Source organism: Endozoicomonas montiporae CL-33, from assembly GCF_001583435.1.
Classification (GTDB): domain Bacteria; phylum Pseudomonadota; class Gammaproteobacteria; order Pseudomonadales; family Endozoicomonadaceae; genus Endozoicomonas_A; species Endozoicomonas_A montiporae.
The window spans coordinates 2,766,092-2,782,653 of the sequence record NZ_CP013251.1 but is presented as its reverse complement, the minus strand read 5'-3'; the positions used below and the strand labels follow the sequence as shown (position 1 = coordinate 2,782,653).

The window sequence follows — 16,562 nt, the reverse complement described above, 5'->3', positions numbered from 1 at the left end:
TACGACAAATTGCGTTTTTGCGTTCTTGCTCATAGTGAAGGTATAGCGGTTAGAACCTGTACCGCGTCAACCGGTAAACGGGCTGATAACCTATAGGTTCAAATGGACGAAAAAAAACCGGCTATTGCCGGTCGTGTTCTTTTGGATAGGGAGGACTATCACCTACGCTACATAGTGGAATATATCGAAATCCGACGATAGAAAGCACAACAGTTACAGCTATGAAAACAGTACAAAATATATTCATTTCCATTTGATCCCTTTAACCGGTTTGTATTTCAACTTCCTGATTTCCGGCTTGCTTGCTGCCCTGCCATCATCAAAAATAAAGTCGCTCAATTTTTCTTCATCCGGCTGTAACGCCGCTATATCATCAGCGGTGACATCTTTGCCAATGTACTTAGCCATCATTTCCGCATTCTTGCCCTTGAAGCACCCTATAAATTTTCGTTCGCACTGGTCATAAAAAGTCTTACTGATTTCTTGTGGTTTCTGCGTTACACCATGAAACCGTAGGCCAAACTTACGCCCCTGATTTAATAAAATAGCTGCATTAGGCGTAGCCTTGCCTGCGCTTTTACATACCTGACTCAATTCCTCCGCGATAGCGTACGTTATATAGTCACCGTCCAGTACTGCCCAGACCACCGAGCACCACCATTCAAAATCAGAAATACTGCTACCGGCATACGCCACCCTGAAACCCCTACCGGTTTTAATACCGGCCTTCAGTAATGTGATGAATGTTTTTTTATCATCCGTGTGTATGCCTGCATGGTCTGCGTTCACATCCCAGAGTATGACCCTAGCCCCACGGCTAGGGATTTCGGGATTCTGACTTAATGCCTGACTTTTCCCTGTGCCGCTTCCCCCTATATAGAGAGTATGCCGGTTAGGGTGTTGAGTATTCGGATTCACCGGTTTCAGCTTCATCCCCTGCCCCCTGTTCGGTTTCCTGCGGTGACTGTTGCGCGGCTTCGTGTGCCTTGATCTGTGACCAGATACCGAACCCCGCCGCCGCTACCACCATGCCTAATTCGATTTCTTCTCTGAAAGGCTTTAGCCAGTCCGGAAAATCGCTGCCGTACTTTTTGCATACAGGAACGGCTTTTTCTATCACCTGCCCCCTGATCCCGTCGTCGATCTGGACAAATGACCACCGCATTTTTACCAGTGTTTCAACCATCGACACCGCCATGACTGCGCCCTGTTGCGCTGCCACGTCTTCAGCATTGGCCTGCTGCTGTGCCTGTTCCGATTGCTCGACTTCAGCTAGCAGGGTTTCGGCTTCCTGTTCGTCCGGCGTGATCTGTTCCAACGCGTCCAGATTCTCTAGTGCCTGTTCCATTACATGCCCCCCCTGAATGGTAACAAGGTAATCGCCGCCACCGTTGCCACCAGTGCAAACAGTCCACGCCCTTTAGGTTCTTTGTTCGGTTCCGGTGCAGGTTCAACAACCGGTTTCGGTTCGGTTGTGTCCGGTTCCGGTGCAGGTTCGACAACCGACTTAACAACCGGTTTCGGTTCCGGTTGTACCTGCCCCTTTGTAGGTTCTTCGACGTTAGCAGGCCGCATGACTTCGACCCCATCCCGCCAGTTAGTTTCCAGATACAACCGGCTCTGTATCACCTTTCCGGTTCTCTGGTCGGTTCCGCACTCGCCGCAACGGGTATATAAAAACCGCCCTTTTCCCCGTTGTGCCTGACACACGTCAGCAATGCCGCCGCAGGCGTCACACTGGATGGTTCCCAGTGTTGGGTTATTCGTCCTTGGCATTTCCGTTGCCCTCCACATCCCCATAGTCAAATAAGCCTGAGTAGAATTGTTCGTATTCATCCTGTCCTATTTCTTCGCCACTACCTGCACAGGCATCACACGCTACAAATTCCTTATCATCATATTCACCTTCGAACCATCCACCCTCGCCGTCACACTCTAAACATGCATTATCCATAAGCCCAAATCCCCTCTATCTCTTCGTTGAAAAAATCAGACCCCGTACAGTTATTTACACGAGTCCAAGACGCTGCGCTCTGCGCAGCTTTTTCACTCTCCCGACGCTTGGGTCTGATCTCCCAGACCTTGAAGCGTGTGAGAATATTTTTCAGGCCAAAACAAACCCCCTTAATTTGCTCAACCACTTCGAAATATTGGTTTTCTTCCGGTTTTGCCAGTCGCCACGCCTGCAACTTGTAGGAGGCTTTCGGAACCATCACGCCGCCCATCAGCAACACGAACGCTGCCCAGTCTGCTGAGTCTGCCGCCTGTCTTATTGCATTCAGGTCAACCGCTTCCCGATCTTCTAACTGTTCGCACTCTGGTAAACATTGCTGTATCTCTTCCAACTGTTCCGGATTCAGCTTGCGCAGTTCCCGCCAGACCGTGACCGATGGGCCACCTAATACCTGAAACTGCCGGATACCCCAGCAACTCGCCCACGCCTCAACCCTTGCCTGTGTTTGATCAATTTCTAAGGATTGCTGTTCGCTGGACTCATAATCTAATTCGCCGTCCATGCCTTCAGCGCCGTCTATATTCTTGGTCAGATATTTAACGAGGTAGCCGGTCGCGCCCTGCTCCGGATCAATAACAAAGGAATCGACCCGCTTTTCCTCTGCGCCTTTTTCGTCTGGGGAATCTTTCAACGACCATTCACGAATAATACTTTCTGCCTGATCTGCCTGATCAGGATTAAAATACAACGACATATGCCAGTGGGGACAGCCGTCGTGATGCGGCTCGACCACCCTATAGCCGTAATAGCGGATCTCCTCGCGGCTAAACTTTGCGCGAATATTATCCCAGTTCCGACAAAGCCAGTCCTGAGCATCACGCGGCGTTAATCGTTCTTCATTCTCATAAAACGATTTATTCCTGAAACACTTGCGCCCGTTCCTGCCCTTTATCATGCAATGGAACCGGCTAGGGCACGTCAGGGTAAAACACCGCCCCTCATGCCCGAACATTTCCGCTATCTGATCGAACCCTTTAGCCCTGACTACCAACTCAGAGAAACGGTTACGCGGATTAGACAAACCCGCCGCCGCCAGTTCTGACAGTGTAAATATATTGCCGTCTTGGTCTTCAGCCTCCAACGATTCCAGCAAATCGGCATTACGTTTTTTTTGTCGCTTACGGTTAGCCAGACAAATGTCAGAGCAATATAAACCCCGATCCGCGTGAACAAGCCGTATATCACGGGCAACAGATTCTAATTTCCGGTTTAATGCAGTGCGAACCCGCCGCCGCCACCATTTATGGTCAAATAGCCGCGCCGTGGCTTCAATCCATGCAAGCTTTTTGTCGTCTTCTGTTTTACGACCCTGCATATCTAACGGGAACTCCAAACCCTGACTTTCTACAAAGTCTTTAGCGCCAAGCATTGCCGCGTCTGCGTCCACTTCATAAAAGCGTAGAAACTGGGTTTCGCATTCATGCGCCCGATCACTGCACCATTGTTTAATTTCTTTTTCAGTAGCAGACGGGTATAAACGATTGGCTTGATCACCGAGAAATAACTCATTATCCAGATGCTTTAAACGCTGATCGGCTTTTATGTAACCATTACGACGAGCTACATCAACATAATCAGCCGACAGAGCGTAAGCAATTGGACGATGACGGTTTAAGACGGATTGCCGTAATTCTTTACTGTCACGGCCTCCGATGTGGTTTAGTTTGTCGTTTATCATAGCGTTAGAAAGGGCAGAATTCGTCTATTTCTTTTAACTCATCCGTTACATCCCCAATAAGCTCTATGGATTTAATAGGAAGCTCTAAAAAATACCTATTAATACAATCCATCCGTTCTTCATTGACCCGATCAAACAGGTTGATCCATGCCGCACCTTCATCCTCACCATAAAACAGATGACAAGATTGACCACCCAACAGCGTATACGTGACAACGAACTTATAAGCCCTCATGCCGACACCCCCGCCATCAGGTTAAACGCTATAGCAAAGGCAAAACCAACGATAGTGACATCAACGCACCAGCTAAACCTAACCCATAGCCACCGCTTAAAAGCTGTACGTTTTTCTTCCTTAATGATGAAGGGAGGCATTATTTATCCTCCCCTAAAATTTGCTCTTTAATCAGTTCTAGTTGGCTGATAATGCCCTCATCCATGCCGCGGCCGTAATCAGACCGCATATTATTTTCAAGACTTCTTTTAGCATCCTTTAAACGTCCATCAATATACGCTTGCAACCAATCAAGTTTTTTCTGTTCTTCGCTTCTGGTGTCTCTGCTCATTGCCAAACCTCCCCTTGTATTTCCAACTCAGCCGCCGCCAGTTGTGCAACGTGGTGCAGCTTCATAGCGATTCGCATCAGTGTCGATCTGGGTAATTCATCAAGGATTGACTCGGTAGGCATCTTTGTGATTTGCACCGCCAGATGATGACGGGCGAACAGGTTGCGGCTGTTCCAGATGGAAGCGACAACAGATTCAGCGCCGTGTATATCCCTTATTGCCAGTTCCATTCCTTCGGGAGTGAGCAACGCCACGACGAATAAGGCTTTCTGTTTGCGGTAAAGGGACTGAATGGATTCCAGAGCCGCCATTAAGTCGTACTCTGTTTTTTCTGAGTAGATAGCCGCCGCTGTAGCTAGTTTGTCCGTTGCTGGAATGGTCGATTCCCTATCCGTGGGAACCACGTTTTGTGCAGTCATTATTGTTTACCTGTATCAGTTAGCGATGTAGCCGTAGGAGTTAAAACGGGGGGAGCTACCCCCCAACCTCGCTACAGGTAAACGTAAGTATGGACAAAGTTGTTCACATGAACAAATTCATACATGGTGACAATTTGTCATATACTCCTCTATTCTAAAAAACATCTAATTGAATAATTACCCATTTTGTAACGCTATGACCAACACAGAAGAACTATTAAAACAAGTACAAAAATCCATCAATAACGACACGATTTATGGACTGGCTAAAGCCCTGAATGTAAGTCGAAGTGCAATAAAATATTGGTTAAATGGACACCCTATAAGTGACCCTGAAGCCTTTCGTAGTGCGGGTTTGACGGGTTTAGACACTGACTATGTGATGTTCTCAATAGCTGCCGAACGGGCACAAAAAAAGGGTGATAATGAACTGTTTAAATACTGGTCAGACAAGTTAACCGGTCTAAATCTGGCTGTAATCCCTGTAAGTGCTTGTATTATCTCGTTTTTATTGTCTTTTCCTATGCCTGCTTAATCCTTCTGTATAAACAGGCTTTTCCACTGTTTTTACCCTTTCCCCCTGCCTAAAAAGTACACAAGTTCTAGTATTTTGGTAAATACTGGTGCATCCGTTCCGGTCTGATTTCCGATACCAGCTAACCCCCTGTTTTTTCTACCTTATTTCCGCTTATCCCTTGATATTCAACGACTTATCAATACCGCAATTACTACCGGTAAGTTCAGTTACCGGTAGTAATGAATTAAACTTGATACTATTAATACCAGTATTATAATACTGGTATTAATAGTTGGTTTTTTGCAAAATACGGTTGAAATATCGCCATGTCAGAGACAAATAAGGATTTACAGCGTCGTGAACTGGTTTTTCGGGTTCTGGACGATCTGAAGCAAAATGGAGAGCGGATAAACGCCGATAAAGTGGCCAGAATGGCTCAGATGGGAAAGCAGACCGTTCTGCCTTATTACAATGAATGGCGTTATCTGGATGATTCTGAGAAGGAGGTGGATACAGAACTGCCTGCAGATCTGGTCAGAGTACTTAAACGAGGTCTGGTACAGTGGAAGCATGAAGCCACCGAGGAGCAAAGAACCCTGCAGGAAGAAGCCAATCAGGAAATTGATAACCTTCAGGAGCAAAATCGCCAACTCACAGATGAACGACTCCACTTTAAAGAGCAGGCGGAGCAATTAACCAGTGAGAACAAGTCTCTTAAGGAAAGGATTACTCAGTTGCAAGATGGCAATACAGAACTGGAAAAACAGCAGGTTGCCCTGAACGAGCAGTTGAAAGGAGAGCTACAAAAGTCTGAAACTCTGGCTGAGCAGGCGGAACAGCTCAAGAAAGAACACGCTGATGCATTGAAAGCCCAGGAGCGTCAGCTGGACACAAAACACGATGCGCAAATGAACCACTGGATGAAAGTGGTCGATGATGAACGACGCTTGCGGGCTGACATCGAGCAGCAACTCAAGCAGGAGAAAGAAAACCAGTACAAACTGGAAAAAGAACGGAATGAAATACAATACCGTCTGGAGTCCAAGTCCCGTGCCCACCTTGAAGCCTGTGAAGAAAGAAACCAGCTGCGACAACAAAATAATGAACTGTCTGCGAAGCGACATCTATTGGAAAGCATCCAACAGCTGGCTAACTGTGATGAAGGCAAACTCCTGTCGGTTGTTACACAACTGAAAGACGACAGTGTCCATGCTGAACGACTAAAAGAGGAACTGACTGGAACAAATACACAGTTAAAACAACTGCAGGAGAAAATCGCTGAATCGGAGCAGGTCTTTAACCAGCTGCACCAGTTGGAAAAAGATCTGGAAAAAGAACGAGGCTTTTCCGAGGCGCTCAAATTAAGTCTAAGCCAGAATGCAGCTCAGGATAGTTCAGGAAAAAAGGCATAATCATTAATGATGACTGACTTGATGAATCCGGAGCACCTGCCACTCATGCGCTCGATACGCAGCGATGTGGCAGGTGCGGACAATCTGATGGGAGCCTCCAACGACAGCGAGGCTCTTACCCTGTTCCTTAATAAATCCGGTTCCCGTTCGCAGGAGACCCGACGGAGGTATGAGCGAGAGATTATTCGCTTTACCGCTTATATCTATCAGGAGCTGATGATCGATTATGCAGCAGTCAGGCTGAAACATTTACAAACCTACCTGCACTTTATCCAGAACCTGCCGGTACATTGGCTGAAGCCCGGTGTTTTACCGGGTAAGCCCGAAAAAATACTGTTCAGATCATCGATCAAGCCAGGCAAAAGCACTGACCAGGTGATTGATGTCTTGTCTACCTTTTTCGGGTTCCTTGAGCGCAATCGCTACACCATGGGCAACCCCGCTTCTTCTCTGGTCCGGTCCGGAGAAAAAATGGCCAGGGGCAGTAAAGTCATTCGCTATTTTCATGAGTCTGAATGGCAACATGTACGCGACTGCCTTGCCTCTTTGCCCTGCTCTACCACTAAGGAAGTGATGGAATCTGCGCGAACCCGTTTCATGATCAAAATGGCCTATGGATTGGCATTGCGTGAGTCTGAACTCACCGGGCAAACGTGTAATGATATCTATCCCGACAACGAAGGAGGCTATTATCTCAGCGTGTTGGGTAAAGGAAGAAAACGACGGAACCTGCCTGTTAATCCGCAATTGATTGAGACCATAAAAGACTACCGGAATTTCTATGGCTATACCGGTATTAGCGGCAACGCACTGCCTCTCGCTCCCAGACGACGAAAAAGTGGTGGCGTTATAGCGGGTCTGACCTCAAGGGGTTTACGCTTCTGGTGGCAAGGGTTTATGCAATATTGTGCTGAAAAAACGGATGACATTAACCTTCAGAACCGTCTTGAGGCGATGCCTTTTCACGCTTTGCGACATACGGCATTGACACACCTTGCCAGAAAAATGGATATTGAAGACTTGGCTATTTTTGCCGGACACGACAGCATCAATACAACCAGTCAGTACTATCATGTTGAAGCACGTCGCCTAAAAGCCCTGACGATCGACCACCAACTCTAAATTCGAGGAATGTTTCGCATGTCCAGCACAATACTGACCATGACAGCCCCTCTCAATCAGTACCTTGTTGCCAATGGATTGCGGGAACACTCTGTGCTGGCAGAGCTTCGACAGCTCACCAGCCATCATGAGTTCAGCAATATGCAGATATCGCCCGAGCAGGGACAGATGATGGCATTACTGACAAAACTGGTGAATGCAAAACACACCATCGAGATTGGTGTTTTTACGGGCTACAGCGCTTTAGCTGTGGCTTTGGCATTACCAGACAACGGTCATATTGTTGCCTGTGACATCAGTGATGACTATACCCGCACAGCCCGAAGTTTCTGGGAAAAAGCCGGAGTCGATCATAAAATTGATCTGCGTCTGGCTCCGGCTAGCGAAACACTCAGCCATCTTATCGAACAACAACAGTCGGGCACTTTTGATATGGCTTTTATCGATGCCGATAAAACAGGTTACGATCATTATTACGAACAGTGTCTACAACTGATTCGCCCCGGGGGGCTGATTCTGATTGATAACGTTCTCTGGAGCGGCCGTGTTGCGGATGACACCTGTACTGATGAAGACACCGCTGCTATTAAAGTTCTCAATCGGAAAATCCATAATGACGATCGGGTTGATATGATGATCCTTCCGATTTCTGACGGGTTGACGATAGCCATTAAACGAGACATTTAGAATAAGGAAATTTCAGCTCTGGCATGGAATGCAAAAGCTGCCATAAACCGGTTCACGGCAACGCTCTGAAGGCACTGGGTGCCAACTGGCACCCACACTGCTTTACCTGTCGAACCTGCAAACGACCATTATTCAATGAAAAGTTCATTGCTTTTAATGGCCGCCCCTTTCACCCTGGCTGCCTTCGTTGTCCCGGATGCCGTAAAACAGTAAGAAATAAATACATAGAGCACGATGGCATGCCATGGCATCTTGACTGCCATCGCAAAAAACACAGACCTTTATGTGATGTTTGTCGTAAACCATTGAAGACAAATTATCTGGTTGATTTCTGGGGCAACGCTTTTTGTAATACCCACACAAACTATTCAAACTGCTCCAGCTGCGGGCGGATTGTTTGTAAAAATCTGACGGATGGTGGCATGTTACATCCTGACGGGTTACTGATCTGCAATATGTGCACTTTAAGAGGGGTTGATACTCAGGAGCGAGCCGAAGATCTGCTGGATGAAATGCGACTGGCTCTGGCATCGGTCGGGCTTAAGCTTAACCAGACCCAAACACCGGTTGCACTGTGTGATCGTGATGAATTGAGAGAGGCAAGCCGACATAACTTCCACAATGAACGTCCTATCCTTGGTTTGGCACAATGGACAACGACTTTTTCAGGTGGCCGTATTACTGGCAGGCATTTCAATCACATTCTCATTCAGAATAAATTACCGGAAGAGCATTATCGAACCATTGCCATCCATGAGTTAACGCATGCCTGGTTTTTTTATAATCATTACCATGAGTTGCCGTTAGAGGTAGAAGAAGGCATGTGTGTCTTGATGGAATATATCTGGTTGAAGAATCAGGCGACAAAAGAGGCTGAATATCGGCGTACTCTGATAGAAAAGAGCCAGGATCCGATTTACGGTCAGGGCTTTCAAAAAGCCAGAGCGGCACTCAAGCTTATGCCTCTGAAAGTTCTGTTACGTTTTCTGAAAGAAAAGAATAGCTTCCCTACCCGGCTCAGTGCATTCTTTTATCACTGAGCACTGACTGGCTTGAGATGCTTTACAGGCCTTTGCGGGTTATCAAGGTTCTCATATCAGCATCCAGTGGTAGTTGAAAATCAACGCTACCGAGCACCAGATTGCTGTTCGTATCTATAAGACGGGCATTAACATAGACTGTTTTGCTGGCGACTGCATAGGTTCCTGTAAGAATTGCACTGGCATGATGGTTTTTACTTAATGCAGCCAGTCTTCTGGACAGGGTAAATTCCCCACCTTTTTTTCTCTGATAAACACATCGCTGCGCATTTTAATCTCTTTCAGTCGAAAACCCTGATCCATTAAACCTGAAGCCAGCTGCTCTGAAATAATCCTGCCCAGGGTCGATGTGGTGCTTAGATTGTCAATATTCGACAGGCTGGTCGAAAGAATAATGGCATTCTCTGATAAAGAATCCTCAACCTTATCTGCCAGTCTTTCTGAGGCTTCAACGGTCACTTCAACAAGATCAACCTGCTCGTCATAGGCTGGCTTGGATTGGCAGCCTGAAAATAAGATACTCATGTTACGCACCCCTTCATCGACTGAAGTTTCTGGAACGATGATTTCAATGCAGTAAGATAAAGCTTTGCCCGCAACTCAAAATGGTTTAAATCAAGCTTATTAGCCAGCACCTCGAGACGAAATGCCGAATATATCGACATAAACAGATGATTACTCTGCGTCAAAACTGTATAAGTCGGTGACTTGGCCATTGACGCATTAGATTTGAGTGTTTTATGGAAGACTTCAACTTTCCACCGTTTTTTGTAGATCGCCTTCAAAGCCTCTGTGTCACACTCAAGATCACTGCATACCAGATAGAGAATGCCCTTACTGCCATCTTTGCTTGTAAAGACCTGCCGGAACAGCAGAACGGGGAAGTCCACGCCTGCAATCCAGCCTTTGATGGGCTTTTCTTCTGAGAAGTCAATGGAATCTATACGCTGTGAGCGCCCCTGACTTTTATCTTCCTCACTCAACGAAACCTTCCGGTTTGACTTGCTGGCCATGACAAAATGCTTATCGCATTTGTGTCGTATATACAGCATGTTGTCGTTAGAACAGAACCAGCTATCTGCCAGCACGTAACGATATTTGATCTGATTATCACAACAAACTTTCAGCATCTCCCGAAAGTCTTCGTTCTTAGTAGTTTCAGCCTTGCGTTTAACTTTTTCATACGCATCGAACAAATCCAAACTGTTTCATCTCAGTAACTGGCTGTATGAAAAAACCAGCCGGTCGCCTTACCGATAAGAAAAGAACCACTACCTTGGCTGCATTCTTATTCCCCCGTCAAGACGTATACACTCTCCATTGAGATAATCATTTTCAACGATAAATTGAGCCAGATGAGCCACTTCTTCGGGTCTGCCAAGACGTTTCGGGTTCAAAACACTGTTCGACAGTGATTCAATAAACTCAGGTGCCAACGAGTCAAACATCGGGGTTTTGATCAATCCGGGAACAATGGTATTGCAACGAATTCCCAGACTCGCAAGATCTCTGGCAACAGGGAGCGTCAGACCGGCCACACCGGCCTTCGAGGCACTATAGGCAGCCTGCCCCATTTGCCCTTCAAAGGCTGCAATCGAAGCCGTATTGATAATCACCCCACGACCACTTTCATCAGATACCAGCTGGTTCAGCGCCATTTTTTCCGCAGCCAGCCGTATCACATTAAACGTCCCTGTCAGGTTAATATCAATGACTCTTTTGAATGTTTCCAGAGGAAAGGGGCCTTGCTTTCCAATAGTTCTGGCTGCATCGGCAACTCCGGCAAAATTACAGCAGATATGAATCTGACCAAACTCTTCACTGGTGGCATCCATACCGGACTGAACAGAGGATTCATCCGTTACATCCACAGGACAGAAAATAGCAGCTCCGCCCAACTCTTTCAGTAAGGCTGCTGCTTTTCTCTCATTAACATCGAAAATCGCGACATGAGCACCGTGAGCGACAAAGTGTCGGGCTGTTGCTTCTCCGATTCCGGATGCACCACCACTGATGACAGCCACTTTATTTTTAATATCCATGTCGCCCTCTTATTTCAGTGCCTGCAGAATACTGGAAAAATCCAGCCGCCCATGGCCTTTCTTCTTATGAGTCATATAAAGGTTGCGTGCTGCACTGCCCATTGGCACAGCAGACTGGCTCTCCAGTGCCGCTGTCATGGCCAGGCCAAGATCCTTAACCATCAGGTCCACCATAAATCCGGGTTGATACTGATGACTTGACGGAGCATTTTCCATCACACCCGGGTAAGGGTTATAGACTTCCAGTGACCAGTTTCTGCCAGAGCTTGCCAGCATGATCTCTGACAGCACTTTGGGGTCAAGCCCGTGATCAACACCCAATTGGAGTGCTTCAGCAGTGCCGGTCATCAATACAGACAACAGCATATTGTTACAGATTTTTGCGGTCTGCCCGGCACCTGCCGCCCCGGCATGAAACAGATTTTTACCCATATCTTTCAAAACGGGTTCCGCACGAAGAAAGGCGGTTTCAGCCCCGCCACACATAAAGCTCAAAGTACCGGCCTGTGCTGCTGCCACACCACCGGAAACCGGTGCATCAATCATCTCAAAGCCTTTTTCTGCGGCAGCTGCGGCCACCTGTTTTGCGGTTTGAGAATCAATGGTGCTGCAATCGATTAACAGTGGCGAACCGTCAAGGTTGGATAAAAGACCACTGTCTCCCAGATAAACCATTTCAACATGCTTCCCTGCGGGCAGCATGGTGATAATAAACTCTGCCTCTTCCGAAGCAGCCAGAGCGCTGGTGGCCGATGTTGCGCCCTGATCGACCAGTTGTTGCATTAACTCACTGACCAGATCAAAAACAACCACGTTGTGTCCGGCTTTGAGCAGGTTGGCCGCCATAGGACCACCCATATTTCCCAGACCTATAAAAGCAACCTTTGCCATTTTATTGTTATCCTTTTAGCGGGCATTGATCGTTATGCATTCTTCCATTGAGGTTTGCGCTTCTCGAGGAAAGCACTGACACCTTCCTGCTGATCGTCTGTATCAAACAGATCAAGAAAACGCTCCCGCTCTTCCGGCAGAGCCGCATTTATCGAGGTATTTCTGGCATGATGAATCAGCTGTTTGCAATAACTGACAGCGATGGGGCTCTGTTCAGCTACTTTTGCCGCCAATACAAAAGCACTGTCTTTTGCAGAACCCATTGCCACCACTTCTTCAATGAGTCCTATCTTTTCAGCCTGCCCCGCAGTGATGCGCTCACCACACAATATCATCCGTTTTGCCCAGCCTTCTCCAACCAGCCACGACAGGCGTTGCGTACCTCCTGCTGCAGGTAATAATCCTACCTTCGCTTCCGGCAGTGCCAGCTGCGCATGATTCTCTGCAATGCGGATATCACAGGCCAGCGCCACTTCAAGTCCACCGCCCATGGCAAAACCATTAATCGCAGCAATGGTAACACCACGAAAATCAGACAGGGCCTCAAAGGCTTTACCAAAGGCTTTAGCCATATCCAGCGCCGCCACCTTATCGCCCGAGTTAAACAGCTTCAGATCGGCACCAGCAGAGAAAAACTTCTCGCCCGCACCGGTAATAACCAGCGCATAAATGCTTCGGTCAGCGTTCAGCTGCTCAACCAGCTCATAAAGCCCCTGAAGGTTTTCCAGATCCCAGGTATTGGCACCGGGGTTATCCAGCGTAATCAGGGCTGTGTGATCAATAATGTTCAGTTTTAGTTTTTCGGTTGGACTTTTAATCATCGAATCACCTCCGGGACGTTGTCCATTAACAAACGACGACCAATGATCATACGCATGATTTCATTGGTTCCTTCCAGTATCTGGTGAACCCGGGTATCCCTGACAAAACGTTCAAGCGGATATTCCCGGATATAGCCGTAGCCTCCATGAATCTGCAGCGCTTCATTACAGATGTTGAAACAGAGATCCGTCGCCAGTCGTTTAGCCATGGAGCAGTAAATACCCGCCTCGGGTTCATTATGATCAAGCTTCCATGCTGCCAGCCTCACCATCTGTCGGGCGGCCACCAGTTCTGTCACCATGTCTGCCAACTTGAACTGTGTGACCTGAAAGTCGGCAATGGCCTGACCAAACTGTTCACGCTCTTTGCTGTAGGCAATCGCATGGTCGAGTGCCGCCTGAGCGGTACCGACTGAACAACTGGCAATGTTAATTCGCCCGCCATCCAGAGCTTCCATTGCCATATTGAAGCCCTGACCTTCGTCTCCGAGTCTGTAACTGACAGGAACTCTGACACCGTCGAACGTTACCTGTCGTGTTGGCTGACAGTTCCAACCCATTTTGGTTTCTGACTTGCCGTAATGAATACCGTCACTTTCTGCAGGTATCGCCAGCGCAGTCACACCTTTCGCTCCCGGACCTCCGGTTCTGACCATCACCACCAGAATATCAGTAGCTCCTGCACCACTGATAAAGACTTTACTGCCGTGAACGATGTAGTGATCTGCGTCTTGTTTAGCGCACGTTACGAGCGAAGCCGCATCCGAGCCAGAGCCCGGCTCGGTGAGACAGTAAGAAGCCAGTTTCTGTCCTGACGCCAGGTTTTCACCCCATTGCTCCAGCAGGGTTTCACTTCCATAGCGGCCAACCATGTTAGTGGCCATGTTATGAATCGTCATAAACGCGGTAGTCGCCGTACAACCGTAAGCCAGTTCTTCAAATATCAGGCTGGCATCCAGCCGTGGCAGATTCATCCCGCCAATCTCTTCAGGGGCATAGAGAGACATCAGACCAAGATCGCCAGCCTCTTTGAAAACGTCCACAGGAAATCTATGCTCTTCATCCCACTGTGCAGCACCGGGAGCCAGAGTATCCCGGGAAAATGCCCGTGCCGTACTGACAAATGCTTTCTGGTCATCGCTTAAAGAAAAGTCCATGACTCTGCCTCATTATTTCAGGTGAATAGTGAGATTGGGTTGGCTGACTGTTTCATCATCGTCGTATTTCCAGCGGGCAGTCACCGTCTTGGTGTCGGTATAAAAACGAACGGCCTGTTTACCATAGGCGTGCAAATCTCCCATGAAGGAACCTTTCCAGCCGGTAAAGGAGAAAAACGGCAATGGCACAGGAATCGGAACATTAATACCGACCTGCCCGACCTGAACCTCATGCTGATATTTGCGGGCGGCACCACCGGAGCGGGTGAAGATGGATGTACCATTGCCATAAGGGTTGGCATTCACCAATTCAATCGCCTGTTCCAGAGAATCCACACAGATACAACACAGGACTGGCCCGAAAACCTCCTGCTGATAAATTGCCATTTCAGGTGAAACATCGGTAAACAGTGTCGGACCTATCCAGTTACCTTCCGGCAGACCCTCAACCTCACACTGACTGCCATCCAGCAGACAGGTAGCTTCTTGTTTTCCCTGTTCAATAAGATCAAGAATGCGTGCTTTGGCTGCCTGGCTGATGACCGGACCATAAGCAGCATCAGGGTCGTTCCACGCCCCGGGACGTAAGCCGCTCAACTGTTCTTTCAAATCAGCTATCCATTCCTTGCTCTGCCCAACAAAGACAGCAACACTGATGGCCATGCAACGCTGACCTGCAGCCCCAACCGATGCCCCCACAAGATTGCCCAAAGCCTGCTCCTTATCTGCATCCGGCATAATGACGCAGTGATTTTTGGCACCTGCCATACACTGCACCCGTTTCATATGGTCGGTGCCGATTTTGTAAATAGACTGGCCTACTCTGGAAGAACCTACAAAGGAAACCGCTTTTGTGTCAGGGTGCTTGAGCAATCTTTCAACCTGTGCCTGCCCGCCATGAATCAGTTGCACGACACCGTCAGGAACACCCGCCTTAACCAGCAGTTCCAGCAAACGCACCGGCGTTAGCGGTACCTGCTCACTGGGTTTGAGAATAAACGTATTGCCACAGGCAATGGCCAGAGGAAACATCCATAAAGGAATCATGGCCGGAAAGTTAAAGGGAGTAATACCAACACAGACGCCCAGTGGTTGCATATAGCTGTATGTGTCGATTCCACCGGCGACATTTTCAACGGTTTCCCCCATCAGCAAAGCAGGAATATTCACGGCCTGTTCCACTACTTCTATACCACGCCATACATCGCCTTTGGCATCATCGAAGGTTTTACCGGTATCGGTTGCCAATAGTTCTGCCAGCTCATCGTGGTGTTCCTTGAGCAATGCCTGATAGCGCATCATCAATCTTGCACGTTCGGGAACAGGGACTTCTTTCCAGGATGCAAATGCCTGTCTGGCACCGGCTATGGCCTGCTCTATTTCATTTTCAGTGGACATGGGAAGCTCGGCTAGCGCTTCCTGAGTGGCAGGGTTAAGCACGGGGAGCGTGCTGGTGGCTGTTGACCTGACAAACTGACCATTAATAAATAGTGGAACCCGATGAGTCATGGTATCCCCCGACATTTTGTTATTATTTTTCCAAGATAACAGACAGCTTCTGTGTACTTCTACTATTGGGCGGTAAAAGTCCATAACAATGATAAGAAATACTGATGAGAGATATAACCAAAATAGAGGAGTCAGAAAACAGCAATCTATGTAATGTTAACCGAACACAGGTAAGTGATTAAAACTATAAGAACAAATTTCCAGAAAAGGGAGGGAGTTCAGTCAATGACGCCAACTGTTGAAGCCGATCAGTATGCCGAAGTGGATTTTATGCTGCATACGCCTATCTATCGTCAATCTGTCGAACTGCTCGAATCCTGGCCTCTTTCTCCGCCTGACCAAACTATTGATACCATCAATGCCAACCTGTCAGCCGGTCAGTGCTTTCAGCATATTCGTTTCGACTCTTTGTTAACTCTCTTTGGTCAGTGGTTTGCCAATCAGCAACTGTACAGTTTACACCTCAAGATCCGTTTCCCTGTTGATGATACTGATCAGGCTATTGATATCACCGTTGTTGATACTCGCTTCAGACGCATCAAGTTCTATTCGGAAAATGGTGCCTACCTGCCAGAAACACTGCGCTTCTACCAGCAGACACATAAAAGTCAGGTACTTGATCTTTATTTACACAACAGTGGACGTTTCTGGATTGAGTTGTATCCGGACTAAACACCTGAGTGAAAC

General features: G+C 47.7%; 21 protein-coding genes and 1 pseudogene. 6 read left to right on the top strand and 16 right to left on the bottom strand.

Annotation, left to right across the window (positions count from 1 at the left end; genetic code table 11):
• Nucleotides 1–243 precede the first annotated feature (243 nt).
• The 8 genes from EZMO1_RS12800 to EZMO1_RS12765 form a co-directional block, all read right to left on the bottom strand.
• Nucleotides 244–933, bottom strand: coding sequence for a type IV secretory system conjugative DNA transfer family protein (locus EZMO1_RS12800; RefSeq protein ID WP_051789315.1), 690 nt, complete (start codon nucleotides 931–933; stop codon nucleotides 244–246).
• Nucleotides 893–1,348: a hypothetical protein gene (locus tag EZMO1_RS12795; RefSeq protein ID WP_034872957.1), complete on the bottom strand. Its 456-nt coding sequence runs from the start codon at nucleotides 1,346–1,348 to the stop codon at nucleotides 893–895. Before EZMO1_RS12795 ends, EZMO1_RS12800 begins: the two co-directional genes overlap by 41 nt.
• On the bottom strand, nucleotides 1,348–1,776 hold the full coding sequence (locus EZMO1_RS12790; RefSeq protein WP_034872958.1) for a hypothetical protein: 429 nt from the start codon (nucleotides 1,774–1,776) through the stop codon (nucleotides 1,348–1,350). Before EZMO1_RS12790 ends, EZMO1_RS12795 begins: the two co-directional genes overlap by 1 nt.
• Nucleotides 1,760–1,954, bottom strand: coding sequence for a hypothetical protein (locus tag EZMO1_RS12785; RefSeq protein WP_034872959.1), 195 nt, complete (start codon nucleotides 1,952–1,954; stop codon nucleotides 1,760–1,762). The genes EZMO1_RS12790 and EZMO1_RS12785 overlap by 17 nt, the downstream gene beginning before the upstream one ends.
• Entirely contained in the window at nucleotides 1,947–3,692 is a 1,746-nt protein-coding gene (locus EZMO1_RS12780) for a replication endonuclease (protein ID WP_051789317.1), read from the bottom strand. The genes EZMO1_RS12785 and EZMO1_RS12780 overlap by 8 nt, the downstream gene beginning before the upstream one ends.
• A gap of 4 nt (nucleotides 3,693–3,696) precedes the next feature.
• Nucleotides 3,697–3,927: a hypothetical protein gene (locus tag EZMO1_RS12775; RefSeq protein WP_034872960.1), complete on the bottom strand. Its 231-nt coding sequence runs from the start codon at nucleotides 3,925–3,927 to the stop codon at nucleotides 3,697–3,699.
• A gap of 139 nt (nucleotides 3,928–4,066) precedes the next feature.
• Entirely contained in the window at nucleotides 4,067–4,258 is a 192-nt protein-coding gene (locus EZMO1_RS12770; RefSeq protein WP_034872961.1) for a hypothetical protein, read from the bottom strand.
• A complete protein-coding gene (locus tag EZMO1_RS12765) occupies nucleotides 4,255–4,677 on the bottom strand; it encodes a hypothetical protein (protein ID WP_034872962.1) in 423 nt (140 codons plus the stop codon). Before EZMO1_RS12765 ends, EZMO1_RS12770 begins: the two co-directional genes overlap by 4 nt.
• A 196-nt stretch (nucleotides 4,678–4,873) precedes the next feature.
• On the opposite strand from EZMO1_RS12765, the gene EZMO1_RS12760 reads away from it, so the two are divergent.
• The 5 genes from EZMO1_RS12760 (at nucleotide 4,874) to EZMO1_RS12740 (ending at nucleotide 9,455) form a co-directional block, all read left to right on the top strand.
• Nucleotides 4,874–5,212: a hypothetical protein gene (locus EZMO1_RS12760; RefSeq protein WP_034872963.1), complete on the top strand. Its 339-nt coding sequence runs from the start codon at nucleotides 4,874–4,876 to the stop codon at nucleotides 5,210–5,212.
• 308 nt (nucleotides 5,213–5,520) lie between these two features.
• Nucleotides 5,521–6,606 (top strand): DNA-binding protein, encoded by a 1,086-nt coding sequence (locus EZMO1_RS12755; RefSeq protein ID WP_034872964.1) that lies wholly within the window; start codon nucleotides 5,521–5,523, stop codon nucleotides 6,604–6,606.
• 6 nt (nucleotides 6,607–6,612) lie between these two features.
• Complete coding sequence (locus EZMO1_RS12750; RefSeq protein WP_034872965.1) at nucleotides 6,613–7,728, top strand: tyrosine-type recombinase/integrase; 1,116 nt, start codon at nucleotides 6,613–6,615, stop codon at nucleotides 7,726–7,728.
• A gap of 18 nt (nucleotides 7,729–7,746) precedes the next feature.
• A complete protein-coding gene (locus tag EZMO1_RS12745; RefSeq protein WP_034873538.1) occupies nucleotides 7,747–8,415 on the top strand; it encodes an O-methyltransferase in 669 nt (222 codons plus the stop codon).
• A 23-nt stretch (nucleotides 8,416–8,438) separates the two neighbouring features.
• A complete protein-coding gene (locus EZMO1_RS12740) occupies nucleotides 8,439–9,455 on the top strand; it encodes a protein DA1 (RefSeq protein WP_034872966.1) in 1,017 nt (338 codons plus the stop codon).
• 22 nt (nucleotides 9,456–9,477) lie between these two features.
• On the opposite strand, the gene EZMO1_RS28145 is transcribed toward EZMO1_RS12740, so the two are convergent.
• From EZMO1_RS28145 to EZMO1_RS12705, 8 genes and pseudogenes are all read right to left on the bottom strand, one after another.
• Nucleotides 9,478–9,666 carry a FlgO family outer membrane protein gene (locus tag EZMO1_RS28145; protein ID WP_420809943.1) on the bottom strand — a complete coding sequence of 63 codons (189 nt, stop codon included), beginning with the start codon at nucleotides 9,664–9,666 and terminating at the stop codon, nucleotides 9,478–9,480.
• Nucleotides 9,654–9,980 carry a FlgO family outer membrane protein gene (locus tag EZMO1_RS12735; RefSeq protein WP_051789319.1) on the bottom strand — a complete coding sequence of 109 codons (327 nt, stop codon included), beginning with the start codon at nucleotides 9,978–9,980 and terminating at the stop codon, nucleotides 9,654–9,656. The genes EZMO1_RS28145 and EZMO1_RS12735 overlap by 13 nt, the downstream gene beginning before the upstream one ends.
• Nucleotides 9,977–10,636: pseudogene (locus EZMO1_RS12730) on the bottom strand (transposase); the annotation flags it as partial. The gene EZMO1_RS12735 and the pseudogene EZMO1_RS12730, both read right to left, overlap by 4 nt.
• A gap of 90 nt (nucleotides 10,637–10,726) precedes the next feature.
• Nucleotides 10,727–11,497: an SDR family oxidoreductase gene (locus tag EZMO1_RS12725; protein ID WP_034872967.1), complete on the bottom strand. Its 771-nt coding sequence runs from the start codon at nucleotides 11,495–11,497 to the stop codon at nucleotides 10,727–10,729.
• Nucleotides 11,498–11,506: 9 nt separating this feature from the next.
• The gene (gene mmsB / locus EZMO1_RS12720; protein WP_034872968.1) at nucleotides 11,507–12,388 is read right to left on the bottom strand and encodes a 3-hydroxyisobutyrate dehydrogenase; all 882 of its coding nucleotides are present in this window, start codon (nucleotides 12,386–12,388) and stop codon (nucleotides 11,507–11,509) included.
• A 32-nt stretch (nucleotides 12,389–12,420) separates the two neighbouring features.
• Nucleotides 12,421–13,209: an enoyl-CoA hydratase gene (locus EZMO1_RS12715; protein WP_034872969.1), complete on the bottom strand. Its 789-nt coding sequence runs from the start codon at nucleotides 13,207–13,209 to the stop codon at nucleotides 12,421–12,423.
• The gene (locus EZMO1_RS12710; protein ID WP_034872970.1) at nucleotides 13,206–14,366 is read right to left on the bottom strand and encodes an acyl-CoA dehydrogenase family protein; all 1,161 of its coding nucleotides are present in this window, start codon (nucleotides 14,364–14,366) and stop codon (nucleotides 13,206–13,208) included. Before EZMO1_RS12710 ends, EZMO1_RS12715 begins: the two co-directional genes overlap by 4 nt.
• 12 nt (nucleotides 14,367–14,378) lie before the next feature.
• Complete coding sequence (locus tag EZMO1_RS12705) at nucleotides 14,379–15,875, bottom strand: CoA-acylating methylmalonate-semialdehyde dehydrogenase (protein ID WP_034873540.1); 1,497 nt, start codon at nucleotides 15,873–15,875, stop codon at nucleotides 14,379–14,381.
• A 225-nt stretch (nucleotides 15,876–16,100) separates the two neighbouring features.
• Between EZMO1_RS12705 and EZMO1_RS12700 the strand changes: the two genes are divergently transcribed.
• Entirely contained in the window at nucleotides 16,101–16,547 is a 447-nt protein-coding gene (locus EZMO1_RS12700; protein ID WP_034872971.1) for a hypothetical protein, read from the top strand.
• Nucleotides 16,548–16,562 lie beyond the last annotated feature (15 nt).